Below are 25,056 nucleotides of genomic sequence, written 5' to 3' on the forward strand. Positions count from 1 at the left end.
GGACGGCGTCAGTAGCTGACGCCGGTCAGATAGAGCCCTGTGGCCGGCGCCACGGGACCGCAGGCCGCGCGGTCGCGGGCCTCAAGCGCCGCCGCCACATCCTCGACGGCCCAGCGGCCCAGCCCGACCTCGGCCAGGGTGCCGGCCATCGAGCGGACCTGCCGGTGCAGGAACGACCGCGCCTCGAACACCAGATGCACCTCCTCGCCGACCTGTGAGACCCGGGCGACGTCCAGCGTCTTCAGCGGCGACTTCGACTGGCAGTTGATGTCGCGGAAGGTGGTGAAGTCGTGCAGCCCGACCAGCGCCTGGGCCGCCGCGTGCATGGCGGCGGCGTCCAGCGGCTTGCGGACGTGCCAGACCCGGCCCCGGTCCAGCGCCGGGCGGCCGGGCCGGTTGAGGATGCGGTAGAGGTAGCGCCGCCCGGTGGCCGAGAAGCGGGCGTGCCAGTCCGGCTCCGCCTCGACGCAGTCCAGCACCGACACCGCCTCGTCGACCATATGGGCGTTGAGGGCGTTCATCACGGTGGCGGCGGGCCACGCCCTCTCCAGATCGATCCCGACCACCTGCCCCGTCGCATGCACGCCGGTGTCGGTGCGCCCCGCCGCGGCGATGCGCACCGTCTCGCCGCAGAAGGCGGTGATGGCGGTTTCGACCGCGCCCTGCACCGTCGGCTGATCCGTCTGGGCCTGGAAGCCGTTGTAGCCCGAGCCGTCGTACTCCAGCGTCAGCCGGTAGCGGGGCATCAGGTCAGCACCGTTCCGGCCGGAATCGGAAACCCGCGCAGCATCTCGTCGGCCGCCTGCGCCGCCTTGCCCGGCCGCTGCACCGTCAGCAGCCGCAACACGCCCTCTCCGCAGGCCACGCGCAGGCCGCCGTCGAGCACCTCGCCGGGCGCGCCGGTTCCGGGCCCGGAGACCCGCGACATCAACGCCTTCATCCGCACCGGCCCGTCGGGGCCCGGCGCCTCGAACCACGCGCCGGGGAAGGGCGACAGGCCGCGGATGTGGGCGTCGATCTCGCCTGCCGGGCGGGTCCAGTCGATGCGCGCCTCGGCGGGGGTGATCTTGCGGGCGTAGGTGGGTTCGCCGACCTGCGGCACGCCCTCGACGCCACCGCGCTCGATGGCGGCCAGGGCGCGCGGCCACAGGCTCGCCCCGATGTGCGACATGCGTTCGGACAGGGTGGCGGCGGTGTCGTCGGGCCGGATGTCGAGCACTTCCGACAGCAGGACGGGGCCCTCGTCGAGGCCCTCGGACATGCGCATGATCTGCACGCCCGTCTGTTTGTCGCCGGCCATGATGGCGCGCTGGATCGGGGCGGCGCCGCGCCAGCGCGGCAGCAGCGAGCCGTGCAGGTTGAAACAGCCCAGTCGGGGCGCGTCGAGCACCTCGCGCTTCAGGATCTGGCCGTAGGCGACGACGCAGGCCGCGTCCACGTCGAGGCTCCGGAAGGTCTCCATCGCCTCGCCCGCCTTCATCGAGTCCGGGGTGAAAACCGGCAGGCCCATGGTCTCGGCGAAGGCGTGCACCGGCGACGGGGTCAGCTTCTGGCCCCGGCCCCGCGGCTTCGGCGGCTGCGAATAGACAGCCACGACCTCATGGCCGCTGGCGATCAGCTCGGCCAGCGACGGCACGGCGAAGTCGGGAGTTCCCATGAAGGCGAGGCGCATCAGAGCGGGTCCGGAAGCAAGACGGATCGTCCGCGCTCAACTAGCGCGAAGCGCAATAGCGCCCAAGAAAGACTTACTCCCAGCGCGTGAAGACGCCGCCGCCCTCGTCCCATTCGCCGCCGGCGTCGAGCACATCGTCGAAATCGAGCAGCCGGTCCAGCAGCATGCCCGCCACCACGCCGACGGCCGCGACGCCCAGCAGGGCGATGACGCTGGCCACCCCGACCTTCTCGTTGCGGGTCAGGCGGCGACGGCCGTTGGGATCGATGATGCGGTCGCGGTTGCGCTTGAGACGGGCCATCAGGCGGCCAGCCTCGCCGCCTTCTTGACCTTGGCCACGGCGCGTTCGCGCTTCAGCCGGGACAGATGGTCGATGAACAGCACGCCCTCGAGGTGGTCCATCTCGTGCTGGATGCAGACCGCGTAGAGGCCTTCGGCCTCCTCCTCGATCGTCTCGCCGGCATAGTCCATGTAGCGGATGCGCACCCGGGCCGGGCGTTCGACCGCGTCGTAGACATCCGGCACCGACAGGCAGCCTTCCTCGTACTGGAACAGTTCCTCCGAGGCCCACAGGATCTCGGGATTAACGATGTAGCGCGGGTTGCGGCGCGCCTGTTCGTCAGCGGCGCGCGCCTCGTCCGAAGCGTCCTCGTCCAGTTCGCCCGCGACCTCGCGGTCGCCCAGGTCCATGACGATGATCCGTCGCGTGTCGCCGATCTGCACCGCGGCCAGGCCGATGCCGGGCGCCGCGTACATTGTGTCCAGCATGTCGTCCATCAGGGCGCGCAGCTCGTCCGTCACCGGCCCTTCGACCGGACGGGAAACCTGCTTCAGCACCGCCAGATCGGCGGCGTTGTCGATGGTGAGGATGCGGCGAACGGTCATGGGCGGGAGGTAGGGGGAGCGGGCCCGGACGTCAAGATTTCCCAGCGCGGCGCTCGGTTATGCGGCGACGCCCGGCAGCACCCGGGGCTTCTTGTCCGGCCCGATGGCCACATAGGTGAAGACGCCTTCCGTCACCCGCACGGCCTGGCTGCGGGCCTCGTTGCGCGAGCGTTTCCACGCCTCGACGTGCACCCGGATCGAGGTGCGGCCGGTCTTCACGACCTCGGCATGCAGCGACACCTCATCGCCGACCGCCACCGGCTGGTGGAAGACCATGCCGTCCACCGCGATGGTGGCGCAGCGGCCCTGGGCCATCTCGAAGGCCGGGGTCGCCCCCGCGAGGTCCATCTGCGCCAGCAGCCAGCCGCCGAAGATGTCGCCCTCGGGGTTGGTGTCCGCCGGCATGGCGATGACGCGGCCGACCAGCCGGCCCTGCGGCCCGGACGGGCTCTCGGGCGCTTCGCCCATCAGAAGGCGCTCTGGCCGGTGATAGCGCGGCCGAGGATCAGGGCGTGGACGTCGTGGGCGCCCTCGTAGGTGTTGACCGTCTCAAGGTTCATGGCGTGGCGCATGACATGCATCTCGCCGGTGATGCCGGCCCCGCCGTGCATGTCGCGGGCCTCGCGGGCGATGGCCAGCGCCTTGCCGCAGTTGTTGCGCTTCATCATCGAGATGGCCTCGGGGACCCAGGCCCCCTGATCGAGCAGCCGGCCCAGCGCCAGCGCGCCCTCGAAGCCGAGGAATATCTCGGTCTGCATGTCGGCCAGCTTCTTCTGCACCAGTTGGCGCGACGACAGCGGCCGGCCGAACAGCATGCGCTCGCCGACATAGTCCCGGGTCAGGTGGAAACAGGCCTCGGCGGCGCCCATGGCCCCCCAGGCGATGCCGTAGCGCGCCTTGTTCAGGCAGGAGAACGGCCCGCGCAGGCCCTTCACGCCCGGCAGCAGGTTCTCTTCGGGCACGAAGACGTCGTTGAGGCCGATGTCGCCGGTGATCGAGGCGCGCAAGGACAGCTTGTCGCCGATCTTGTCGGTGGTGAATCCGTCCATGCCGCGCTCGACGATGAAGCCGCGGATCACGTCGTCCAGCTTGGCCCAGACCACCGCCAGGTCGCTGATCGGCGAGTTGGTGATCCAGTATTTGGCGCCGTTGAGTCTGTAGCCTCCGGCCACCGCGACCGCCTTGGTCTTCATCGAAGCGGGATCGGAGCCGCCATCGGCCTCGGTCAGGCCGAAGCAGCCGATCAGCTCGCCGGCGGCCATGCGCGGCAGGAACCGCATCTTCTGCTCTTCGGAACCGAAGGCGTAGATCGGGTACATGGCCAGCGACGACTGCACGCTCATGGCCGAGCGGTAGCCGCTGTCGACCGCCTCGATCTCGCGCGCGATCAGGCCGTAGGCCACGTGGCTGACGTCCGAGCCGCCGTACTGTTCGGGCAGGGTGGCGCCGAGGAAGCCCATCTCGCCCAGTTCGGTCATGATCGACTTGTCGAACACCTCGTCGCGGAAGGCCTCGACCACGCGCGGCAGCAGCTTCTCGCGCGCGTAGGACCGGGCCGCGTCCTGGATCATCCGCTCGTCGTCGGTCAGCCGGCCCGACAGGTCCAGCGGGTCGTCCCAGCGGAAGGTCTTGGCGGGAGAAGCGGAGCCGTCGGCCATGGGTGGTCTTTCCTGAGCGTGCCGGGGCCGCCGTTAGCGTCACGCGATGGTGACGGGCGCCCCCTGTTCCGGCGGGCGGTTTAGGCCAGAATGGCGCCGACGGGTAGAGGCCGCGCCCGTCTCAAGCTATGCTGCGCTCATGATACGCACCTGGAATCGTCTCTTCGTCGACCACCCGCGCGAGGTCGAGGAGAGCTATTTGCACCACATGGCGGCGTCGTCGCGGTTCGGCTTCCGCCTGCTGAAGCTCGCCTCCTGCGCCTTCATGCACGCCTTGGTGCCGGGCGTGCACAAGGCCACCGTTTCCCGAGCCGTCTGCTGCATGGCCGAAGAACTGGACGGCCGGGCGAAGGAAGCCCGCGAATGCCGCATGCGCGACGCGGGCGTGTGGGATCCGGGGCTTTAGCCGGCGCGGACGAACGGCTAAGCAGGGCCATGACCCAAGGCCCCCTTTCCGGCGTTCGCGTTCTCGACCTCAGCCGCGTGCTCGCCGGCCCGTGGGCGACCCAGACGCTGGCCGATCTCGGGGCCGAGGTGATCAAGATCGAGCGGCCCGGCGTCGGCGACGACACCCGTCACTGGGGACCGCCCTTCACCACCCGGACCGATGGATCGAAGGGCGACGCGGCCTATTTCCTCTGCGCCAACCGGGGCAAGAAGTCGGTCGAACTGGACATCGCCACCTCCGAAGGCGCCGCTATCGTCCGTGAACTGACGAAGACCTGCGACGTCCTCGTCGAGAACTTCAAGACCGGCGGGCTGAAGAAGTACGGCCTCGACCATGCGGCCCTGTCGGCGGTCAATCCGACGCTGGTCTACTGCTCCATCACCGGCTTCGGCCAGGACGGACCGGACGCCCACCGGGCCGGCTACGACTATATGATCCAGGCCATGGGCGGGCTGATGTCGATCACCGGCCAGCCCGACGGCGCGGCCGGCGCCGAGCCGATGAAGGTCGGCGTCGCCGTGGTCGATCTGTTCACCGGCCTCTACGCCTCGAACGCCATCATGGCCGCCCTGCTGCACGCGCGGGCGACAGGACAGGGCCAACATATCGACATCGCCCTGTTCGACGTCCAGGCCGCCATGCTGGCCAATCAGGCGAGCAACTTCTTCGTCTCGGGTCAGGCTCCCACGCGGATGGGCAACGCCCACCCCAACCTCGCCCCCTACCAGCCCTTTCCGTGCACGGACGGAATGGTGGTCATCGCCGTCGGCAATGACGGCCAGTTCCGGTCATTGGCGTCGGCGCTGGGAGCCCCCGGCCTCGGCGCCGATCCCCGCTTTCCCACCAACGCCCTGCGCATCGAGCACCGCGCCGTCCTGACCGCCGAACTCTCGGCCCTGACGGCGGGACAGACCATGAAGGCGCTGATGGCGACTCTGGAGGCGGCCGGCGTGCCCTGCGGTCCGGTCAACGCCATCGATCAGGTCTTCGAAGAGCCGCAGGCGAAACACCGCGGGCTGGAGGTGACGCAGACCCGCGCCGACCTCTCCGCCCCCATCCGCACCGTAGCCTCGCCGATCCGGATGTCCGCCACGCCGGTCGCCTATGACCGGGCGCCGCCCGCCTTGGGCGAGCATACCGAGGAGGTTCTGGGGCCGACCCGGCTGGGCCGATAGGATCAGGGCGGGTTGAGGATCAGTTCCGCGGCCAGCACGATGGCGATCATCGCAGCCACGAGCGCGGCGAATACCAGCAACATGCCCTGCCAGGCGACAGGCCGGAACCGACGCGGCAGGCTGTTGCCCCAGAAGCCGCCGGCGGCGAAGGCCGCCAGGGCCATGACGGTGCCGGCCGCCCGGGTCCCGCCGTCCATCTCCTCGAGGTCGTCCCCGTCCTCGGTGGCGAACTCCCCCGCCCGGACCCGCGCTAGCAGCGCCCGCGCCTCCTCGACTGTCGACGCCGGGGCCATCAACCGGATGCCCAGCGCCCTCTGCATCAGCGGATCGACCGTGGTCTGGAAGCGCTCGGTCACGGTGACGTCGATGCCGTGCGAGGCGAGGAAAGCCCCGGCCAATTCGGCCTCATAGACGTCGGCGAAACGAGCGATCTCGCGCAGGCTCATACGGGCGAGCTTGGCATGGCGCGTTCCGCTCCGCCAGAAGCGGACGGCCGGTTCAGCGCGCGGCCGCGATCAGCCGCCGCTCAGCGCCATGACCACGCAGCCGACCAGCGGCAGGCCCACGAAGAAGACCACCACCACCGCGATGCCGGCCCGCTTGGCCGAACCCATGACGCCGCGGATTTCGTGCTCGTCCAGCTCGCCGACCTTGCCCGGCGTATGACCGACCATCCACTCGTCGGTTTCCTCCGCGTCGACGCCGCCGAACTCGCCCCTGCGGGCGCGGGCGATCAGGTCGCGGGCCTGAACGATCTGGAAGTCCGGCGCGGTGATGCGAACCCCGCCCATCGCGATCTGCAGATGGGCCGCGTTGTTGGCCATCTCGCGGTCCGTCACCCGCGCATCGACGCCGTGGCTGCGCAGCAGCTCCGTCGCCAGCTCGGCCTCGGGCAGGGTCGAGAACCGGGCCACTTCCAGTCGATCCATGACCCGATCCCCCGTTGACCGGCCTACAGGTCCAGCAGCGCCCGCGCCGGGTCTTCCAGCAGTTCCTTGACGCGGACGAGGAAGGTCACCGCCTCCTTGCCGTCGACGATGCGGTGATCGTAGCTCAGGGCGAGGTACATCATCGGCCGGATCTTGACCTCGCCGTTCACCGCCATCGGCCGCTGGACGATGTTGTGCATGCCGAGGATGCCCGACTGCGGCGCATTGAGGATCGGCGTCGACATCAGCGAGCCGTAGGTGCCGCCGTTGGTGATGGTGAAGGTGCCGCCCTGCAGCTGGTCCAGGGTCAGGTCGCCGTCGCGGGCCGCCTTGCCCAGCGCCGCGATGCCCTTCTCGATGCCCGCCAGCGTCAGCGTGTCCGCATCGCGCAGCACCGGCACCACCAGGCCCTTCTCGGTGCCGACGGCGACACCGATGTCGTAGTGGTTCTTGTAGATGATGTCCGTGCCGTCGATCTCGGCGTTGACCGCCGGAATCTCGTGCAGGGCCTGGACGATGGCTCTGGTGAAGAAGCTCATGAAGCCGAGCTTCACCCCGTGGCGCTTCTCGAAAGCTTCCTTGTACTGCGCGCGCAGGGCCATGACGTTGGTCATGTCCACCTCGTTGAAGGTGGTCAGCTGGGCGGCGGTGTTCTGCGATTCCTTCAGGCGCCGGGCGATGGTCTGGCGCAGCCGGGTCATCTTGACCCGCTCCTCGCGCGGCTGGTCGGCGCGGGGCGCGGCGGGAGCGGCGGCGGCCGGAGCGGCCTTCGGCGCAGCGTTGATGGCGGCGAGGGCGTCACCCTTGGTGATGTTGCCCTTGGGCCCGGTGGCCGCGATGGCCTTCGGGTCGAGGGTGTTCTCGCTGACCACGCGCTGCACGGCGGGGGACAGGTGCGGCTCGTCCGCCTTGACCTGGGCCGAGCCGGCGTTGGCGGATGCGGCGGGCGCGGGCGCACTGGCCGGGGCGGCGCCCGAGGCCCCGATGCTGCCGATCTGCTGGCCGGGCGTGACGGTAGCGCCCGAGTCGGCGCTGATGGTCAGGACGCCGGCGGCGGGGGCGGAGACCTCGACGGCGACCTTGTCGGTCTCGATCTCGACCAGCAGTTCGTCCTTGGCGACGGTGTCGCCCGACTTCTTCAGCCAGGTCCCCATCGTGCCCTCGGCGACGCTCTCGCCCATGGTCGGGGTGGAGATCGGGACCGAACCGCCCGAAGCGGCGGGCGCGGCAGGAGCAGCGGGCGCGGCCGCGGCCGGTTCGGCCTTCGGCGTTTCAGCTTTCGGCGCTTCAGCTTTCGGAGCGGCTTGCGGCGCCGCCGGCGCGGCGCTGGCGCCCTCGCTGACCACGCCCAGCACGGCCCCCGGCGTCACCGTCTCGCCATCAGGCGCCCTGATCTCGGACAGCACGCCGTCGGCCGGCGACACCACCTCCAGCGAGACCTTGTCGGTCTCCAGCTCGACCAGGACCTCGTCCTTCTTCACCGGATCGCCGGCCTTCTTCGTCCACTTGCCGATGGTGGCTTCGGTGACGGATTCGCCGAGGGCGGGGGTCAGGATATCGGCCATGTCGATCAGGCTTTCGTGTCGGTCGTTACAGCAACGTCATTCCGGAAACGGCGACGCCGTCATCCGGAACGCTATCAGGCAAAGGCGTCGGTCAGGAAGGCGTCGAGTTCTTTCAGGTGCCGGCTCATCAGTCCGGCGGCGGTCGAGGCCGAGGCCGGGCGGCCGACGTAGCGGGCCCGCTTCGACTTCACGTTCAGCTTCTCGAGCGTCAGTTCGATCCACGGATCGACGAAGGTCCAGCCGCCCATGTTCTTCGGCTCTTCCTGGCACCAGACCAGTTCGGCGTTGGGGAAGCGGGCCAGTTCGGTCATCAGCGACTTCATCGGCCACGGATAGAATTGCTCCAGCCGCATCAGATAGACGTCGTCGATCCCGTCCTTCTCGCGCCGGTCCAGCAGGTCGTAATAGACCTTGCCCGAGCACAGCACGACGCGGCGGATGGCCTTGTCGGCCTTCAGCTTGACGCCCGCGACTTCTGGCCGCGTCTGGGCGTCGTCGTGCAGCACGCGGTGGAAGGAGCTGCCCTCGGCCATGTCGGCGAGGGTCGAGACCGCCTTCTTGTGCCGCAGCAGCGACTTGGGCGTCATAATGATCAGCGGCTTGCGGAACGGCCGGTGCATCTGGCGGCGAAGGATGTGGAAATAGTTGGCCGGCGTGGTGCAGTTGGCGACCTGGATGTTGTCCTCAGCGCACTGCTGCAGGAAGCGCTCCAGACGGGCCGACGAATGCTCCGGGCCCTGCCCTTCGTAACCGTGCGGCAGCAGCATGGTCAGGCCGCACATGCGCAACCATTTTCGCTCGCCCGAGGTGATGAACTGGTCGATCACCACCTGCGCCCCGTTCACGAAATCGCCGAACTGGGCCTCCCACATCACCAGGGTGTTGGGGTCGGTCAGGGCGTAGCCGTACTCGAAGCCCAGCACGGCCTCTTCCGACAGGGCCGAGTCGATCACCTCGAACTCCGCCTGGCCCTCTCGCAGGTTGTTGAGCGGGACGTAGCGGGCTTCGGTGGTCTGGTCGACGATGCCCGAGTGGCGCTGGCTGAAGGTGCCGCGCACCGAATCCTGGCCCGACAGACGGACCGGGAAGCCCTCGTCCAGCAGCGAACCGAAGGCCAGGCTCTCGGCCGTGGCCCAGTCGATGTTCTGGCCCGAGGCGATCATCTCGCGCCGGCCGTCCATGACGCGCTTCAGCGTCTTGTGCATGTCGACCTGGTTCGGAATGGTCGTCAGCCGGTGGCCGATGTCGGTCAGCCTGGCCGCCGACACCGATGTCGCGCCGCGGCGCTCCTCGCCGTCGGGTTGGCCGATGCCCTGCCACTGGCCGTCCAGCCAGTCGGCCTTTTTGGCCTCGAATGACTTGCCCGCTTCGAACTCGGCGTCGAGGAAGGCCTCGAACCGCGCCACCTCGGCGTCGACCGCGGCCTGGTCGACCACGCCCTCGGCGATCAGGCGGGCGGCGTAGATTTCGCGCGTCGACTGCAACGCCCGGATCTTCGAATACATCAGGGGCTGGGTGAAGGTCGGATCGTCGCCTTCGTTGTGGCCGAAGCGGCGGTAGCAGAACATGTCCACCACCACGTCCTTGTGGAATTTCTGGCGGTATTCGGTGGCCACCTTGGCGGCGAAGACCACCGCTTCCGGATCGTCGCCGTTGACGTGGAAGATCGGCGCCTGGACCATCAGCGCCACGTCCGACGGATAGGGGGACGACCGGCTGTTGCGCGGGCTGGTGGTGAAGCCGATCTGGTTGTTGATGACGAAATGAAGCGTCCCGCCGGTGCGGTAGCCCTTCAATCCCATCAGGGCGAAGCATTCGGCCACCACGCCCTGGCCGGCGAAGGCGGCGTCGCCGTGGATCAGCAGCGGCACGACCTTGGAGCGGTCCAGGGCCCATTGCTCCGACGGCTTGCCGGTGTTGGCCTCGCGGATGTCGAAGGCCTGCTTGGCCCGCGCCTTGCCCAGCACCACCGGATTGACGATTTCGAGGTGCGACGGGTTGGCGGTCAGCGACAGGTGGACGGTGTTGCCGTCGAACTCGCGGTCCGACGAGGCGCCCATGTGGTATTTGACGTCGCCCGAACCCTCGATGTCCGACGGCACGGTCGAACCGCCCTGGAACTCGTGGAAGATGGCGCGGTAGGGCTTGCCCATCACCGCCGCCAGGGTGTTCAGCCGCCCGCGGTGGGCCATGCCCAGCACGATCTCGTCAACGCCCAGGGCGCCGCCGCGCTTGATGATCTGCTCCAGCGCCGGGACCATGGCCTCGCCGCCGTCCAGCCCGAACCGCTTGGTGCCCGGGAAGCGCTTGTGCAGGAAGCGCTCGAAGCCCTCGGCCTCGATCAGCTTGTTGAGGATGGCCAGCTTGCCTTGGGGGGTGAAGGCGTTCTGCTCGAACTTGTCCGGCCCCTCGAAGCGTTCCTGCAACCAGGCCTTCTCCTCCGGCTCGGCGATATGCATGAACTGGATGCCGATGTGGCCGCAGTAGGTGCGCCTCAGGATCGCCAGCACCTCGCGGATGGTGCCCGTCTGCAGCCCCAGCACCCCGTCCAGATAGATCGGCCGGTCGAGGTCGGCCTCGCTGAAGCCGTAGAATTCCGGGGTCAGCTCCGGGTTCTCGGTCGGCTGCTCAATGCCCAGCGGATCCAGCGTCGCCTGCAGGTGGCCGCGCACGCGATAGGTGCGGATCAGCATCAGGGCGCGGATGGAGTCGTGGGCGGCGGCGCGGATGGCTTCGCTCGAGACGCCCGCGGGGGTCACGGCCTCGACAGCCTTCGCCGGCCCGGGCGCAGCCTTCTTCGGATCCGGCTTCGGCGCGGGCCAGCGGCCGTCGAACACCGCAGCGTCCTCGGTCGGCTCCGACACCGGCGAGCGGCCCCAGGCCCCGGCGCCGCTGGCCGCCTTCACCGTTTCGGCGTTGTCCCGAAGCTGGTCGAAGAAGGCCCGCCACTCGCCCGGAACGGACGCCGGATCGGCGGCCCATTTCTCGTGCAGATCCTCGATGAACGAGGCATTCGCGCCATACAGGAAGCTGGTCTCGGCAAAGACCTGATTCAGCCGACCCGCATCGTCCGCCATGGTTCTCGTCACGTCCCTTGAACGGTGCGCGCACGCCTGCGCGAACCGGCGCCGCTGATATAGGCGCTGTTTCCTGTTCGGTCATGACCGAATGGAGGCAAGAGGGGTGAATTTGTCCCTAATTCCGGGAATTTCGCCCCCGGCCTGCCCCACTACCGGGACATAGTCTCAGCCCTTGAGCACCTCGACCAGGGTCGTCCCGAGGCGCGCCGGCGACGGGGAAACCCTGATGCCTGCGGCTTCCATGGCGGCGATCTTGGATTCCGCATCGCCCTTGCCGCCCGAGACGACGGCGCCGGCGTGGCCCATGGTGCGGCCTTTGGGCGCGGTGCGGCCGGCGATGAAGCCGACCATCGGCTTCTTGCGGCCCTTCTTCGCCTCGTCGATCAGGAACTGGGCGGCGTCTTCCTCGGCGCCGCCGCCGATCTCGCCGATCATGATGATCGAGGTGGTCTCGTCGTCGGCCAGGAACAGCTCCAGCACGTCGATGAATTCCGTGCCCTTGACCGGGTCGCCGCCGATGCCGACGGCGGTGGTCTGGCCCAGGCCCTCGTTGGTAGTCTGGAACACCGCCTCATAGGTCAGGGTGCCCGAGCGCGACACGATGCCGACATTGCCCTTCTTGAAGATGGAGCCCGGCATGATGCCGATCTTGCACTCTTCCGGGGTCAGGACGCCCGGGCAGTTGGGGCCCAGCAGCCGGGACTTGGAGCGGTCCAGCCGCGCCTTGACCCGCACCATGTCCAGCACCGGGATGCCCTCGGTGATGCAGGTGATGAATGGCACCTCGGCGTCGATCGCCTCGATGATGGCGTCCGCAGCGCCCGCCGGCGGGACATAGATCACCGAGGCGTCGGCGCCGGTGGCCTCTTTCGCTTCCGCGACGGTGGCGAAGATCGGCAGGGTCTCGCCCTCGGACCCGTGCCACAGCTCGCCGCCCTTCTTCGGGTGCACGCCCCCGACCATCTTCGTCCCGTAGTAACGGAGCGCCTGCTCGGTGTGGAAGGTCCCGGTCTTGCCGGTCAGGCCCTGGACGATGACCTTGGTGTTCTTGTCGACGAGGATGGACATGGGTTTGCTCTGATTGTTCGGTCAGCGGGACGGTCGGTGGCGAGCTCGACGGCTCAGCCGACCGCCGCGACGATCTTCTGGGCGGCGTCGTCGAGGTCGTCGGCGGCGGTGATGGCCAGGCCCGACTCGTTGAGGATCTTCTTGCCCTCGGCGACATTGGTGCCTTCCAGGCGCACGACCAGCGGCACCTTCAGCCCGACTTCCTTCACCGCGGCGACCACGCCCTCGGCGATGACGTCGCAGCGCATGATGCCGCCGAAGATGTTGACCAGGATGCCTTGGACGGCGGGGTCGGCGGTGATGATCTTGAAGGCCGCCGCGACCTTTTCCTTGGAGGCGCCGCCGCCGACGTCGCAGAAGTTGGCGGGCTCCTTGCCGTACAGCTTGATGATGTCCATCGTCGCCATGGCCAGGCCGGCGCCGTTGACCATGCAGCCGATGTTGCCGTCCAGCGCGACATAGGCGAGGTCCCATTCCGAGGCCTCGATCTCCTTGGCGTCTTCCTCGGTCTCGTCGCGCAGCGCCTTCATGTCCTCGTGGCGGAACAGGGCGTTGCCGTCGAAGCTGACCTTGGCGTCCAGCACCCGCAGGCGGCCGTTCTCCATGACGATCAGAGGATTGACCTCCAGCATCGACATGTCCTTCTCGACGAAGGCCCGGTACAGGGTCGGGAACAGGGTCTCGCCGTCCTGGGCCGCCGCGCCGGTCAGGCCGTAGGCGGTGTTGATCTCGGCCACATTGGCGGGCGTCACGCCGGCTTCCGGGTCGATGTCGATGGTGACGATCTTCTCCGGCGTGTCGTGGGCAACGGCCTCGATGTCCATGCCGCCCTCGGTCGAGACCACGAACGACACCCGGCCGGTCGAACGGTCGACCAGCAGCGAGCAGTACAGTTCGCGGTCGATGTCGGCGCCGTCCTCGATATAGAGCCTGTTGACCTGCTTGCCGGCCGGGCCGGTCTGGGCGGTCACCAGGGTGTTGCCCAGCATCTCTTTCGCGTTCTTGACCACGTCCTCGATCGAGAAGGCCAGGCGCACGCCGCCCTTGGCGTCGGCCGGCAGTTCCTTGAACTTGCCCTTGCCGCGTCCGCCGGCGTGGATCTGCGACTTCACGACGTACAGGGGCCCGGGCAGTTGCTTCGCCGCCGCTTCGGCCTCATCGGCCGAGGTGATGGCCACGCCGGCCGCGACCGGTGCGCCGAAACCCTTCAGGACCTGCTTGGCCTGATACTCGTGAATGTTCATGGATGCCGCCTTCGGGGGGAGAGTCGGCCGTGCTTATAGGACCCGCGCCTTCGCAGGTGCAACAGCCTGTCTCGACCGGGACGCGGCGGACAGCGAAACGCTCCCCGCCTTCGGGGCGGAGAGCGCTCTGTGTTCGGTCGGACGGACGCGGCCGTCCGGGCCCGGCTACCTGATCGGGCGGATGGCGGTCAGGCTGGTGCTGTCCGCCTCGGTGGTGACCTGGACGAAGGTCACGTCGCCGGCGCGGTAGGCGTCCTCGCTCGGGGCGTAGGCGTAGAGCCCGGCGCCGGCGTCGACCGGCAGTGACACGCCGCCCAGCACGCCGGTGATCCCGGCCGTCAGGTCCGGCTGGGCCGGCTGGCTGGTCAGCATGCAGGCCTGGCGCTTGCCGTCCGGCGCGGCCTGTTCGCCGACCACCAGGTTGCGGGCCACGCCTTCCCCGGTGTGGGTCCAGACGGTCATGCCGTCCTGCTGGGCCGGCTCGGACCAGGTGCCCTGGGCCGCGGCGGCGGCGGTCACGGCGGCGACGTCGCCCTTGGTGGCGACGCACAGCGACTTGAAGTCGTCAGCCGGCGCCGGGGCGGCGGTCACGGCGGCGGCGAACAGAAGCGTGGCGATCATCAATACGAACTCTCTTGGTGGCGTGGGGGAGGAGAGCGGGGCGCACACGGCGGCCCGCGATCGAGGTCAATCTGACTCGAAAAGCAGCGTCAATAAGGCCGGGACGCGCCCGGCTTCAGGCGACCCAGTCCCGCTTCAGCGTCCGCGACGCCCCGAACAGCAGGGCCGAGGCCAGCAGGTAGAAGCCCATGCCGGTATAGATCGCCCAGCGCAGGCTCTCGTCGCCGAAGCGCGGGGCCAGCAGGTCGCTCATCCAGCCGAAATAATAGAAGCCCACGGCCAGGCCGAGCAGGTTGTTGATCAGCAGGAACAGCGCCGAAGCGGTCGAGCGCATCGCCGCCGGAACGAGGTGCTGCACCGCCGCCGTGATCGGCCCCAGCCAGGCCAGGTTCAGGCCGGTCGGGACCAGGAAGATCAGGAAGGCGAGGATCAGCTGCTGGGCGTTGGTGCCGCCACCCGGCAGCACCAGGCCGATCAGCCACGGCGAGTTCATCGCCGCGATGAACAGCGGCGCCGAGATCAGGAAGGCCACGGCCGGGGTCAAGGGATAGGCCCCCTTGCCGCGTTTCGACAGCTTGTCGGCGAAGAAGCCGCCCAGCCAGATGCCGAGCGTGCCGCCGACGAGCGCGATCCCGGCGTAGTACCAGGCGGTCTGGCCGAGGCTGAGCCCGAAGCTGCGCATGAAGAACAGGGGAAGCCAGCCGGCCACGCCGTAACCGCAGATCGACGACGAGGCGGCGCCCAGCGCCAGAAGCCAGAAGCTCTTCTTCGGGATCACCGCCGAGGCGGTGATGCGGGCGATCCACAGCGAGATGCCGATGACCGTCGCCAGCAGGCCGGCGAAGGCCCAGGTCCGGGCGGGATCCGGCTCGCCCGTGACCAGATACAGCACCGCGCCGACCGACAGCGCCCCGGCGCCGACCAGCAGCATGACCATGGAGGCGATGGCGCCGACCCGCTTCGAGGCAGGCGTTGCGGGAGCGGCCGCCGCGGCAGCCGCCTCAGGCGCGACCCGGGCCGCCGCCTCGGCCGCGGCCGCCGCATCGGTCCCGCCCCGCTTGGGGTCCCGCACTGTCAGGCGCAGCAACGGCGCGAGCAGCAGGCCCAGCAGGCCCACCACGACGAAGGCGACGCGCCAGTCGTAGGCCGCCGCGAGCAGGCCGCCGACCAAGGTACCCGCCGCCGTGCCGATCGGGATGCCGAAGGCGAACACCGCCAGCGCCCGGGCCCGCTGCGAGGGCGGGAAATAGTCCGAGATCAGCGAATAGGCCGGGGCGACCCCGCCGGCCTCGCCGACGCCCACCCCCATCCGGAACAGGAACAGCTGGGTAAATGAGGTGGCCACCCCGCACAGGGCGGTGAAGCCGCTCCAAACCGCCAGCGCCCCGGTCATGATCCACACCCGGCTGAAGCGATCGGCGAGCCACGCCAGCGGAATGGCCAGCGTCGAGTAGACCGAGGCGAAGGCGATGCCGCCGAGCAGGCCGAACTCAGAGTCGCTGAGCTGGAAATGCGCCTTCAGCGGTGCCGCCAGGATGCCGATGATCTGCCGGTCGAGGAAGTTCAGCGCATAGATCAGCACCAGCACGGCCAGCACATAGTAGCGATAGCCCGGGCGGACGGGCTCGGCGGCCGTGGCTCTCATGGCGTTTCCCTCGACTTGGTCTTGTTCGTTGGCGGGACGGTAGCGACGCCGTGGCCCGCCGTAAAAGAAAAAGGGCGGCGGCCCAGGTGAACCGCCGCCCATGATCAGATGCGATCAGGCTTCAGGAGTCTTCGGGGTCAGAACTTGACCTGCACCGAGGCGGTCACGGTCTGCGGCGGGCCGTAGTAGCCGATCAGCGAGTTGTTGAAGAGCGCGCCCGGGAAGGCGTAGGCGCCCACGCGGTACTCCTCGTCGGTCAGGTTCTTGCCGTACAGGCCGAGCGTGTAGCGGTCGGTCGGATCGGTCCAGACGATCGACAGGTCGACCAGCGAATAGGCCTCCTGGTCGAGAATCGGGTTCGGGAACTCGAACTGGCTGTAGTCGTCCCGGTAGGAAACCGACGGCGTCACCGCCAGCTCGCCGCCGCCCAGGTCGCCGCGCCACGTCAGGCCGAAATAACCCGTCCACTTCGGCGCGTTCTGCAGCACCACCTGGTCGGAGATGTCCTCGTAGGTGGCGGTGGCCAGATTGTAGCGGATGAACTCGTCGAACTCGGCCTCGAGATAGCCGACCGCCAGGTTGGCGGTCAGGTTTTCGGTCAGGAACAGCGCGCCTTCGAACTCGGCCCCGGACAGGGTCGACTGGCCGACGTTGTCGACGAAGCTGGCCACGTTGGCGCCGGCGGGCACCTGGGTGGTGACCTGCTGGTCCTCATAGGTGTTGTGGAACAGGGCCGAACTGAACGACAGGCGGTTGTCGAACACCGAGCCCTTCAGGCCGACTTCCCACGACTCCACCGTTTCCGGGTCATAACCGTTGACCGTGTCCGGGGTCAGTCTGGCGTCGCCGCGCATGTCGAAGCCGCCCGACTTGAAGCCGTTCGACCACGAGACGTAGCCGGTCACGTCGTCCGACAGGTCGTACGACACGGCGACCCGCGGCGAGAAGTCGGTGAAGTCCTTCTCGTTGGTATAGAGGGTGTTCTGCACCAGCGGCGTGGCGTCGGGACCTCCGGTCAGCGGCGTCCGGCCGACGCCGAGGAAGGTGGCGCGATTGACGTGGCCGGTCTTGGTGTCCTGCGTATAGCGGGCGCCGAGACCCAGGTGCAGACGCTCCGTCAGGTCCAGGTTGATGTCGGCGAAGGCCGCGATGCTGCCGGTGTCGACGTAGCCGCCGGTGCCGATGGTGATGCCCGCCGCGCCCAGCACGGTGTCGAACGCGCCCTCGGCGTGGCCGTCGAGGAAGTAGGTCCCGATCACGCCCTGCATGCGATCGTAGTCGAACAGGAACTGGAACTCCTGCGTCAGCTGGTCGTCGGCGTAGTAGGCCGGGATGTCCAGCGTCGGCGCGGGCGTGTTGTCGAAGTCGATGACCGTGTCGGTCTCGCCCTCGCGCCAGGCCGTGATCGACTTGAACGTCCAGTGATCGTTCATGTCCAGCTGCACGGTGGCCGAGAAGCCCTGGTTCATCACCGAGTTCTCGTCGCCGATGCCGGCGTAGGTGTCGTAGACGCTGTCCGGAATTCCGGCGCCCGGTCCGACGCCCGCCACTTCGCGGTGGCCGTGCCGGGGATTGGAATCGTCCTCGACCCGGTCATAGGCCAGTCGGATCGACATCTCCTCGCGCGGTTCCCACTCGGCGCTCAGGCGGCCCGCCAGCACGTCCTTGTTGTAGTGTTCGGCGCCCGTGTTCAGGTTCTCGCCAAAGCCGTCGCGCTGATAGCTGGCGATGGCGCCGCCGACGCGGAAATTGTCGGCCAGCGGCACGCTGCCCGAAGCCAGAAGGTCGATCTGGTTGTAGCTGCCGTAGGCCCCTCGCAGGGTCATTTCCGAATCCTGCGACAGGCGCGAGGTCACGTATTTGATCGCGCCGCCGACCGTGTTGCGGCCGTACAGCGACCCCTGCGGTCCGCGCAGCACCTCGATGCGCTCGATGTCGAAGATGTCGAGCACGGCGCCCTGCGGACGGGCCACATAGACGTCGTCGATGTACAGGCCCACGCCGGGCTCGAAGCCCCACAGCGGGTCCTGTTGGCCGACGCCGCGGATGAAGGAGATCAGGGTCGAGTTCGAGCCACGGGCCACCTGGACCGTCGCGTTCGGGGTCTGCTGCTGCAGCGCCGTGATGTTCGAGGCGCCGGTCTCCTCCAGGCGTTCGGCGCCCAGGGCCGAGACCGAGATCGGCACGTCCTTCAGCGCTTCGTCGCGGCGCCGGGCGGTGACGATGACGTCGCCGACGGCGGCGGCCTCTTCCTGGGCCTGCGTCGGCGCGTCCTGCGCCATGGCGACGGTCGACAGCGCGCCCCAGGCGGCGCCCGCGAGCAAGGCGGTCTTGATATAGTGGTTCATGTGAAGCCCCATTCCAGTGTTTCCAGCCCGAGACGCTTTTTATTCAGCGTTCAATGATTTTCTCGGACCGTAATCGTTTTCGGCCTGCTGTCAAACGGCGACGCTTGCCCGACGGCGGCCCGCAACCGGACTGTGGCGCCGTTGCCATGACGGCCTGACGCGGCCTAGCGTAGCCGCCATGACCAAGCCCGACGCGCCAGCCTCCGCCGCCGCCGCCACGCCCGCGCGTCGGGGCCGGCCGTCGAAGAAGCGGGCCGAGGGCGCCGCGGACACCCGCGAGTCCATCCTCGACGCCGCCGAGGACCTGTTCTCCAAGCACGGCTTTTACGGCGTCACCATCCGCGAGGTGGCGCGCGAGGCCGGCGTCGACACCGCGCTGGTGCACTATTATTTCGGGGCCAAGCGGGCCCTGTTCGACGCCGTCTTCCTGCGCCGGGCCGAGGTGTGGAACAGCGACCGGGTCAACGCCATCAACCGCTACGCCGAGGCGGCGGGGGCGGACATGACGCTCGAGGGATTGCTCGCCGCCTTCCTGCATTCGCCGTTTGAATGGGCTCTGAAGGGCGGACCGGGGTGGAAGCACTACGCCGCCTTGGTGGCCCAGACCAACGCCAATCCGATGTTCGGCGGCGAGATCATGACCCGCTATTTCGACCCGACCGCGCGGCGACTGATCGAGCTGATCAAGCGGGTCCTGCCGGACGCCCGCGAGGAAGACCTCTACTGGGGCTACCACAACCTCTCGGGCGCCCTGACCCTGACGCTGGGCGAGACCGGCCGGCTGGACCGCCTGTCCGGCGGCCTGTGCCGCTCCGGCGACCTCGAGGCCGCCGGCGCCTACATGGTTCGCTTCGCGGCGGCCGGCTTCCGGGCGGTGTGCGCGCCCGGTGACCCCCTCCCTAGCCGAACACCATAGCCCACATCATCCGGCCGGGCAGGAAGGCGAGGGAGCCCGCCACCAGCAGGCCGCCCACGAACATGCCGGTCATCGCGCGCCGATGGTCCCTCACCCTGTGGCGGCGAGCGGCGTACACCGCCATCGGCAGGGCCACGATCGTCCAGCCGCTGATCAGGTGGATGAAGGAAAACTGGCCGGCGTTGATCTGGCGGATGAACAGGGAGCTCATCGCGGTCGTCGCCATGGCCACGACCCAGGTCCAGCCGAGGGCCCGGTGCAGGCGGTCGCCCTTCACGCCGGCCAGCAGCGCGGTCCCGATAGCCAGGGCGAGGACGGCGGCGGCGACATGCATCTGCACGGCGACAGGCGCCTTCATCAGAAGCGACAGGTCGGGCGCATGCGGCCGCGGCATCGCCCCGCCCCCGGGTCGGAGCAGGAGCCAGCCGGCGATCGCCGCGGCGGCCGACCCGCCGACGAGGCTGGCGGCGTGACGGCGCAGGAAGGACGGGCGGGCGAGGGCGGGATCGGACATGTTTTCTCCGGGGTCGAACGATCCCGGACCCTGCCTCGCGGCGATGGATCGGGTCCGGCCGCCTGCGTGAACGACCGCCGGAAATCCGCCAGCGGCCGCCAGTGGCCGTTCACGAAGCGCCGACGACCACCGCCTTCAACACCCCGGCGATTCATGGTCTCAAGGACGGACGATGACCCCCGCCAACCGCCCGACCCGGACAGACTTCCTGCGCGGCCTCGCCGTGGCCGTGGCCGCCGGCGTGTTCCTCGCGCTGAGCGGCGCCTTCGGCACGGGCGAAGCGGCCTTCGCGACGCGGCTCGCCTACTGGGTCGCCGTGATGATCGCCGGCGGGCTCTGGGGTCACCTGTGCGCCCTTGCGGCCCGCCGGTTCATCGACCTCGACCGGCGCCCCTGGCTGGCGTCGGCCGTGATCAGCCTGGCCATAGCTGGTCCGGGGACCGTGCTGGTCTGGGCCGCGACCGGCCTGTTCTTTTTCGGCGCCCTGCCGCCGGCGGGCCGCATCCCGGGCTTCCTGGCGCCCGTGCTGCTGGTCACCGCGGCGATGACCACGCTCAACCTGTTCCTCGCCCGGGGCCGGCCGACGATCACCCACGCCGCCGCGCCGGGCGGACCGCCGGCCCGCTTTCTGGAGCGCGTGCCGCCCCGCCTGCGCGGCGCCCGCCTGCTCGCCGTCGAGGCCGAGGACCACTACCTGCGGCTTCACACCGACCGGGGCTCCGACCTGATCCTGATGCGCCTGTCCGACGCGCTGGCGGAACTGGAGGGACTGGACGGGGCCCGGACCCACCGCTCCTGGTGGGTGGCCCGCGACGCCGTGACCGGGGCCAAGCGGGGGGACGGGCGCGCCACCCTGTCGCTCCAAGGCGGCCTCCAGGCCCCGGTCAGCCGCCGCTACGCCCGCGGGTTGCGCGCGGCCGGCTGGTACTAGGGTCTGGGATCGCCGCTGTCGGTTCCGACGTCCGGCGCCTCGCCGGTTTCGGCGTCGGCGGGCGCGGAAACCTCGGCGGCGGCCGGATCATCACCCAGGCCGCCCAGCTCATAGGCCGGCCGCGAGGGCGAGCTGAAATCGCCGCCCTTCTTGCCGCCGAACAGGGTGGACAGCCAGCGCCACGCCGCCGCCCCGCCGATGACCAGGACAACCCATCCCTTCTTGAGGAACAGCAACAGGATGCCGATCAACCCGGCCTTCTTGGCCACGGCCAGGGCGGCCCCGCCCGCGATCAGGCCGCCGACCCCATAGGCCGCCTTCTTGTCGACGCCCTCCTGATAGTCGGCGTACTGCGCCCCAGGCTGGAATGAGGCGGTGTTCATCAGCTTGGCCGCCTCGCCGCCGATCGACGCCAGGTCGCTCATCTGGGCGACGATGTTCATACTCAGCACGCCCTCGCGCCCCAGTACGCGGACGTCGTAGTTCAGGGTGTTTTCGGCGGCGCCCGCGAAGGCGATCTCCTTGGCCCAGATCAGGTTGTGGCGGACCGGATCATAGCTGGGCTGCCGCGCCCAGCCGACCAGGGTCGAGGCTGCATAGCCGTCGGCGGCGAGGGCCTCGTTGTCCGCCGCCTCGCTCGCCTTCAGCTGCTTCAGGAGATCGGCGTAGTCGATGTTGGCCGCGTCCGCGTCCGCGACATAGCCGTCGCCGACCCAGGTGATGACCGCGCCCCAGGTGTCGTCGAGCGGGCTCTTGCCGGCCGGAAACACCATGCCCAGCACGCCCTCGACCACCGACGGCGGATTGCCCCAGCCTTCGACCAACACCCGACGGGCGTCGGCCGCCTCGAGGAAATAGTAGGCCTCGCCCAGCGCCAGGGTAGCCTTCGGACCCGGCAGGCTGATGTCGCCAGTCCGCGGCTTCAGGCTGTCGAGGAGGGCTTCCATCCGGCGGATCTCCGCCTGCTGTTCGGTGGTCGGCAGATCCGGCGACGGGGGCCGGGCGGCCGTCGGGCTGGCGGTCGCGAGAAGGCCGAGCGCCAGCAACAGCGCGGCGAAGACTTTGCGGATCATGTGAAAACTCCCCCCGGGCACAGGTTGCACCAGCGGTTGAGGCTTGCCTAGAGACTCCACCTGAGGAATCTGACGGTCAAAGCTTGCGGATGCGGCGGCGCAGCAGGCGGTCCGACAGGGCCTCGGCGTGTTTGAGGGTGAAGGCCAGGGCCGCCGGGCTGCCGCGCTTCGGTCCCACTGTGTCGGCCACCACCGCGCCGCGTTCGCCCAGGCTGACCGGCTCGCCGGTGGTGGTGTCGACGGCGGTCTGGTGCTCGACCTCGGCGTTCAGCTCGGCCCCCATCAGGATGATCTGCACGCTCAGCCAGGTCCACAGCAGGAAGCCCATCATCGCCGCCAGCGGGCCGTAGGAATCGACCCGGACGAAGGTCTGCAGATACCAGCTGAAGCCCAGCGACAGCATCACGCTCAGCACCGAGGCGAACAGGGCCCCGGGAGTCAGCCAGCGCCACCGCGCCCGCTGCCGGCAGGGGCCGAGCCGGTAGACCACGGTCAGGGACGCCACATAGACCAGCAGCAGCAGCGGCCAGCGCAGCGGGGCCAGATAGGCCCATTCGTCAGCCAGGCCGAAAAACCCCAGCACCAGCGGCACGCCGACCACCATGCCCGCCGCCACCATGATCGCGGCCAGGCCCGTGACGGTGAAGGCCAGACAGAGCAGGTTGTAGCTGAAGAAATTGCGCCGCTCGACCTCGTGGTAGGCGACGTTCAGGCCGTAGAACAGCACCTTGATCGCCCCGTTCGCGGTCCACAGCGACAGCGCCAGCGTCCAGACCAGGGTGATGGTCAACTGGGTGTTGGAATTGGCCGCCAGCCGCTGCATCTCGCCGGCCAGGAACTGGGCCACGCCCGCGGGCATCACCGAATAGAGGAAATACAGCCGGGCGACCGCGTCGTTGGGGTCGGCGAACAGGCCGTAGATGGTCACGAAGGCGGCCAGGGTCGGGAACAGCGACAGCATCACGAAGAAGGTCACCCCGCCGGCGATGAAGCCGACCCGGTCGCCGAAATAGGACATCCCCAAGCGCCAGAAGATGTCGATCCAGCCCTTGTGCGGGATGTGCTCCGGCCGCCGGGCCAGCCGCCCGCGCCCCGGCTCCTTCGCCTCGAAATCCTCGGGCGTCGGCACATGCGGCGGCGCCGATGCGGGATGGGGCCGACGCAGCTCGAGTCCGTATTTGTGGCCATGCCGATACAGCAGGTGCGCCGCCCCGGCCCCGGCGGCCAAGGCGCCGAACAGGGCGCCGGCCATGCCCCACGCGCCGAGCGCGCCCCTTCGTCCAGACGGTTCCTGCATCGTGGCCACAACGGCTCCGGTCGGACGGCGTTCCGGCGCCGCGCCGCTTGATATCCGCGCATTCCCGCGCCAAGGCCAGAGCATGACCGATGCCGCCCCCGACCCGACCTCCGGCCCGACCCTGCTGACCGCCTGGAAGGCCGCCGCCGCCCGCCTCAAGGCCGGCCGCATCGACAGCCCCTCGATCGACGCCCGGCTGCTGGTCGAGGTCGCCGCGGGCTGTTCGCGCACCGACATCCTGACCGACCCCTATCGCGCCGTGACGCCCGACCAGCAGGGCGCGCTGGACGGCTTCGTCGAGCGCCGCCTGCGACGCGAGCCGGTGTCGCGCATCCTCGGCAAGAAGGGCTTCTGGAAGATCATGCTGAACGTCACCCCCGACGTTCTCAGCCCGCGCCCCGACACCGAAGCCATCCTCGACGTCGTCCTGCTGGCGTACCCGCCGAACAAGGCCTTCGAGATGATCGATCTGGGCACAGGCTCCGGCGCCATACTGCTGGCGACCCTGGCCGAGCGGTTCGGCGCCCGCGGCGTCGGCACCGACATCTCCTTCGAGGCGCTGGCGGTGGCGAAGGAGAACGCCACCAATCTGGAACTCGACAACCGGGCGACCTTCCTGCGCACCGAATGGGCCGCGGGCTTCGCCGACCACAGCTTCGACGTAGTCGTGTCGAACCCGCCCTACATCCCGTCCGGCGACATCGCCGGCCTCGACCCCGAGGTGCGCGACCACGACCCGCGCCTTGCCCTGGACGGCGGCCCCGACGGCCTGCAGGCCTATCGTGAACTGGCCCCCGAAATCCGCCGCATCCTGCGCCCCGACGGCCTGTTCGCGGTCGAGATCGGCTGGGACCAGGGCCCACAGGTCAAGGCGCTGTTCGAGGCGGCGGGCTTCGAGAACGTCATCGTCGTCAGGGACCTGTCGGACCGGGACCGCGTCGTCACCAACGGCCCCGACCCGCGCACCAATCCCGTTCCGAAGATGTGACGCGGCGTCGCGGCTCATGTGAAAACCCCTTGGAAACCGCCCTCGCACACGCTAAGTCTCTCCTGTCTCCCACCCAAAAACGCACGACTTGGACCGCTTCAGGCCCATTCCACGCGCGCTCAGGGCAGTGACGTCGGGCCGGAACGGCCCGGCGGACCACGGGGCGGCGACGGATTTCCGATCACATCGTCAGCGGGGATTGGCCCCGCGCGAAGCGGAACGACGAAACGGACGGCGACAGGCTGCATCTCGCAGGCCCGCCCGTCCCCTCACAAAGCACGGTACGTCCGATGAGAGATTTCAAGGGCATGAAGCGTCAGCGTGGACGCAACAGGAAGCCCGGCGGCGGCGGCGGCGGCAACGCCAACGCCACCAACCCGAACCGTTCGTGGGACTCGCAAGGTCCCGAGAACATCAAGGTCCGCGGCAACGCCCAGACCGTCTACGAGCGCTACATGCAGCTGGCGCGCGACGCCTCGGCCGCCGGCGACCGGGTGCTGGCCGAGAACTACACCCAGCACGCCGAACACTATTTCCGCGTCCTTCGCGCCCTGCAGCCCTCGCGTCCGGTGTCCGAAATCGCCCAGCGCGAACTGGCGGGACAGGGCTTCGACATCGACTTCGAGGACGAGACCGGGGCGCAGGCCGCCGCCATCATGGCCGCCGAGAAGGCCGAGGCCGATCGCGTCGCCGCCGCCGAGGCGCGCCAGCGCGAGCAGGAAGAGCGCCAGAACGACCGCTCGTACGACCGTCAGGGCGACCGCCCCAACGACCGGCAGGCCGAGCAGCCGCGCCGCGAATGGCGCGACCGCGACGACCAGCCGCGTGAACCGCGCGCCGAGGGTGACGCCGCCGCCGGCGAGGGTGGTCGCCGGGAGACCCGCCGCGAGCGCTGGGAACGCCGCCAGCAGGAACGCAACCTGCGCTTCCAGGGCGAACGCGCCGAGGGCGGCGAGACGCCGCCCGCCGCCGACGAGGGCGAACCGTCGCCCGCCCCGG

At 69.3% G+C, this 25,056-nt stretch carries 24 protein-coding genes; 6 read left to right on the forward strand and 18 right to left on the reverse strand.

Annotation, left to right across the window (positions count from 1 at the left end; genetic code table 11):
• Positions 1 to 8 precede the first annotated feature (8 nt).
• The 6 genes from truA to ACSQ1L_RS13245 all read right to left on the reverse strand — a co-directional run bounded on the left by truA (position 9) and on the right by ACSQ1L_RS13245 (position 4,215).
• Entirely contained in the window at positions 9 to 746 is a 738-nt protein-coding gene (truA, locus tag ACSQ1L_RS13220) for a tRNA pseudouridine(38-40) synthase TruA (protein WP_435995344.1), read from the reverse strand.
• Positions 746 to 1,672, reverse strand: a complete 927-nt coding sequence (gene fmt, locus ACSQ1L_RS13225; RefSeq protein ID WP_435995346.1) for a methionyl-tRNA formyltransferase — start codon at positions 1,670 to 1,672, stop codon at positions 746 to 748. Before fmt ends, truA begins: the two co-directional genes overlap by 1 nt.
• A gap of 73 nt (positions 1,673 to 1,745) precedes the next feature.
• Positions 1,746 to 1,973, reverse strand: coding sequence for a hypothetical protein (locus ACSQ1L_RS13230; RefSeq protein ID WP_435995348.1), 228 nt, complete (start codon positions 1,971 to 1,973; stop codon positions 1,746 to 1,748).
• The gene (gene def / locus ACSQ1L_RS13235; protein WP_435995350.1) at positions 1,973 to 2,557 is read right to left on the reverse strand and encodes a peptide deformylase; all 585 of its coding nucleotides are present in this window, start codon (positions 2,555 to 2,557) and stop codon (positions 1,973 to 1,975) included. Before def ends, ACSQ1L_RS13230 begins: the two co-directional genes overlap by 1 nt.
• Positions 2,558 to 2,614: 57 nt before the next feature.
• Entirely contained in the window at positions 2,615 to 3,025 is a 411-nt protein-coding gene (locus ACSQ1L_RS13240) for an acyl-CoA thioesterase (protein ID WP_435995352.1), read from the reverse strand.
• Entirely contained in the window at positions 3,025 to 4,215 is a 1,191-nt protein-coding gene (locus tag ACSQ1L_RS13245) for an acyl-CoA dehydrogenase (protein WP_435995354.1), read from the reverse strand. Before ACSQ1L_RS13245 ends, ACSQ1L_RS13240 begins: the two co-directional genes overlap by 1 nt.
• Positions 4,216 to 4,354: 139 nt before the next feature.
• Here ACSQ1L_RS13245 and ACSQ1L_RS13250 point away from each other — a divergent pair, with 139 nt between their 5' ends.
• Complete coding sequence (locus tag ACSQ1L_RS13250) at positions 4,355 to 4,621, forward strand: DUF6356 family protein (RefSeq protein ID WP_435995356.1); 267 nt, start codon at positions 4,355 to 4,357, stop codon at positions 4,619 to 4,621.
• A 29-nt stretch (positions 4,622 to 4,650) separates the two neighbouring features.
• Entirely contained in the window at positions 4,651 to 5,838 is a 1,188-nt protein-coding gene (locus ACSQ1L_RS13255) for a CaiB/BaiF CoA transferase family protein (protein ID WP_435995358.1), read from the forward strand.
• Between the two features lie 2 nt (positions 5,839 to 5,840).
• On the opposite strand, the gene ACSQ1L_RS13260 is transcribed toward ACSQ1L_RS13255, so the two are convergent.
• From ACSQ1L_RS13260 to ACSQ1L_RS13300, 9 genes are all read right to left on the reverse strand, one after another.
• On the reverse strand, positions 5,841 to 6,284 hold the full coding sequence (locus tag ACSQ1L_RS13260; RefSeq protein ID WP_435995360.1) for a putative signal transducing protein: 444 nt from the start codon (positions 6,282 to 6,284) through the stop codon (positions 5,841 to 5,843).
• Between the two features lie 69 nt (positions 6,285 to 6,353).
• Positions 6,354 to 6,767 (reverse strand): hypothetical protein, encoded by a 414-nt coding sequence (locus ACSQ1L_RS13265; RefSeq protein ID WP_435995362.1) that lies wholly within the window; start codon positions 6,765 to 6,767, stop codon positions 6,354 to 6,356.
• A gap of 23 nt (positions 6,768 to 6,790) precedes the next feature.
• The gene (gene odhB, locus ACSQ1L_RS13270; protein ID WP_435995364.1) at positions 6,791 to 8,332 is read right to left on the reverse strand and encodes a 2-oxoglutarate dehydrogenase complex dihydrolipoyllysine-residue succinyltransferase; all 1,542 of its coding nucleotides are present in this window, start codon (positions 8,330 to 8,332) and stop codon (positions 6,791 to 6,793) included.
• A 74-nt stretch (positions 8,333 to 8,406) separates the two neighbouring features.
• Positions 8,407 to 11,409 (reverse strand): 2-oxoglutarate dehydrogenase E1 component, encoded by a 3,003-nt coding sequence (locus tag ACSQ1L_RS13275; RefSeq protein WP_435995366.1) that lies wholly within the window; start codon positions 11,407 to 11,409, stop codon positions 8,407 to 8,409.
• A gap of 168 nt (positions 11,410 to 11,577) precedes the next feature.
• Positions 11,578 to 12,480 carry a succinate--CoA ligase subunit alpha gene (gene sucD / locus ACSQ1L_RS13280; protein ID WP_435995368.1) on the reverse strand — a complete coding sequence of 301 codons (903 nt, stop codon included), beginning with the start codon at positions 12,478 to 12,480 and terminating at the stop codon, positions 11,578 to 11,580.
• Positions 12,481 to 12,533: 53 nt separating this feature from the next.
• Positions 12,534 to 13,724 carry an ADP-forming succinate--CoA ligase subunit beta gene (gene sucC, locus ACSQ1L_RS13285; RefSeq protein ID WP_435995370.1) on the reverse strand — a complete coding sequence of 397 codons (1,191 nt, stop codon included), beginning with the start codon at positions 13,722 to 13,724 and terminating at the stop codon, positions 12,534 to 12,536.
• Positions 13,725 to 13,889: 165 nt separating this feature from the next.
• Complete coding sequence (locus tag ACSQ1L_RS13290) at positions 13,890 to 14,345, reverse strand: hypothetical protein (protein ID WP_435995372.1); 456 nt, start codon at positions 14,343 to 14,345, stop codon at positions 13,890 to 13,892.
• A gap of 115 nt (positions 14,346 to 14,460) precedes the next feature.
• Positions 14,461 to 15,990, reverse strand: a complete 1,530-nt coding sequence (locus ACSQ1L_RS13295) for a spinster family MFS transporter (RefSeq protein ID WP_435995374.1) — start codon at positions 15,988 to 15,990, stop codon at positions 14,461 to 14,463.
• A 137-nt stretch (positions 15,991 to 16,127) separates the two neighbouring features.
• A complete protein-coding gene (locus ACSQ1L_RS13300; RefSeq protein WP_435995376.1) occupies positions 16,128 to 18,338 on the reverse strand; it encodes a TonB-dependent receptor in 2,211 nt (736 codons plus the stop codon).
• A gap of 178 nt (positions 18,339 to 18,516) precedes the next feature.
• Here ACSQ1L_RS13300 and ACSQ1L_RS13305 point away from each other — a divergent pair, with 178 nt between their 5' ends.
• On the forward strand, positions 18,517 to 19,254 hold the full coding sequence (locus tag ACSQ1L_RS13305) for a TetR/AcrR family transcriptional regulator (RefSeq protein ID WP_435995378.1): 738 nt from the start codon (positions 18,517 to 18,519) through the stop codon (positions 19,252 to 19,254).
• Here the strand turns inward: ACSQ1L_RS13305 and ACSQ1L_RS13310 are convergent.
• Positions 19,238 to 19,768: a DUF2306 domain-containing protein gene (locus tag ACSQ1L_RS13310; protein ID WP_435995380.1), complete on the reverse strand. Its 531-nt coding sequence runs from the start codon at positions 19,766 to 19,768 to the stop codon at positions 19,238 to 19,240. The genes ACSQ1L_RS13305 and ACSQ1L_RS13310 overlap by 17 nt on opposite strands.
• Before the next feature lie 172 nt (positions 19,769 to 19,940).
• On the opposite strand from ACSQ1L_RS13310, the gene ACSQ1L_RS13315 reads away from it, so the two are divergent.
• Positions 19,941 to 20,699 (forward strand): LytTR family DNA-binding domain-containing protein, encoded by a 759-nt coding sequence (locus tag ACSQ1L_RS13315; RefSeq protein ID WP_435995382.1) that lies wholly within the window; start codon positions 19,941 to 19,943, stop codon positions 20,697 to 20,699.
• Here the strand turns inward: ACSQ1L_RS13315 and ACSQ1L_RS13320 are convergent.
• Both ACSQ1L_RS13320 and ACSQ1L_RS13325 read right to left on the reverse strand, forming a co-directional pair.
• Positions 20,696 to 21,772: a DUF2167 domain-containing protein gene (locus ACSQ1L_RS13320; RefSeq protein WP_435995384.1), complete on the reverse strand. Its 1,077-nt coding sequence runs from the start codon at positions 21,770 to 21,772 to the stop codon at positions 20,696 to 20,698. The two genes, ACSQ1L_RS13315 and ACSQ1L_RS13320, sit on opposite strands and share 4 nt — an antisense overlap.
• A 76-nt stretch (positions 21,773 to 21,848) precedes the next feature.
• Positions 21,849 to 23,024: a YihY/virulence factor BrkB family protein gene (locus ACSQ1L_RS13325; RefSeq protein WP_435995386.1), complete on the reverse strand. Its 1,176-nt coding sequence runs from the start codon at positions 23,022 to 23,024 to the stop codon at positions 21,849 to 21,851.
• A 127-nt stretch (positions 23,025 to 23,151) separates the two neighbouring features.
• On the opposite strand from ACSQ1L_RS13325, the gene prmC reads away from it, so the two are divergent.
• Together prmC and ACSQ1L_RS13335 are read left to right on the forward strand one after the other, a co-directional pair.
• The gene (gene prmC, locus ACSQ1L_RS13330) at positions 23,152 to 24,057 is read left to right on the forward strand and encodes a peptide chain release factor N(5)-glutamine methyltransferase (protein WP_435995388.1); all 906 of its coding nucleotides are present in this window, start codon (positions 23,152 to 23,154) and stop codon (positions 24,055 to 24,057) included.
• Positions 24,058 to 24,347: 290 nt separating this feature from the next.
• Positions 24,348 to 25,056, forward strand: a 709-nt coding sequence (locus tag ACSQ1L_RS13335) for a DUF4167 domain-containing protein (RefSeq protein ID WP_435995390.1), incomplete at its 3' end; no start/stop codon positions are given.

The organism is Brevundimonas sp. LjRoot202 (assembly GCF_964253355.1).
GTDB lineage: Bacteria > Pseudomonadota > Alphaproteobacteria > Caulobacterales > Caulobacteraceae > Brevundimonas.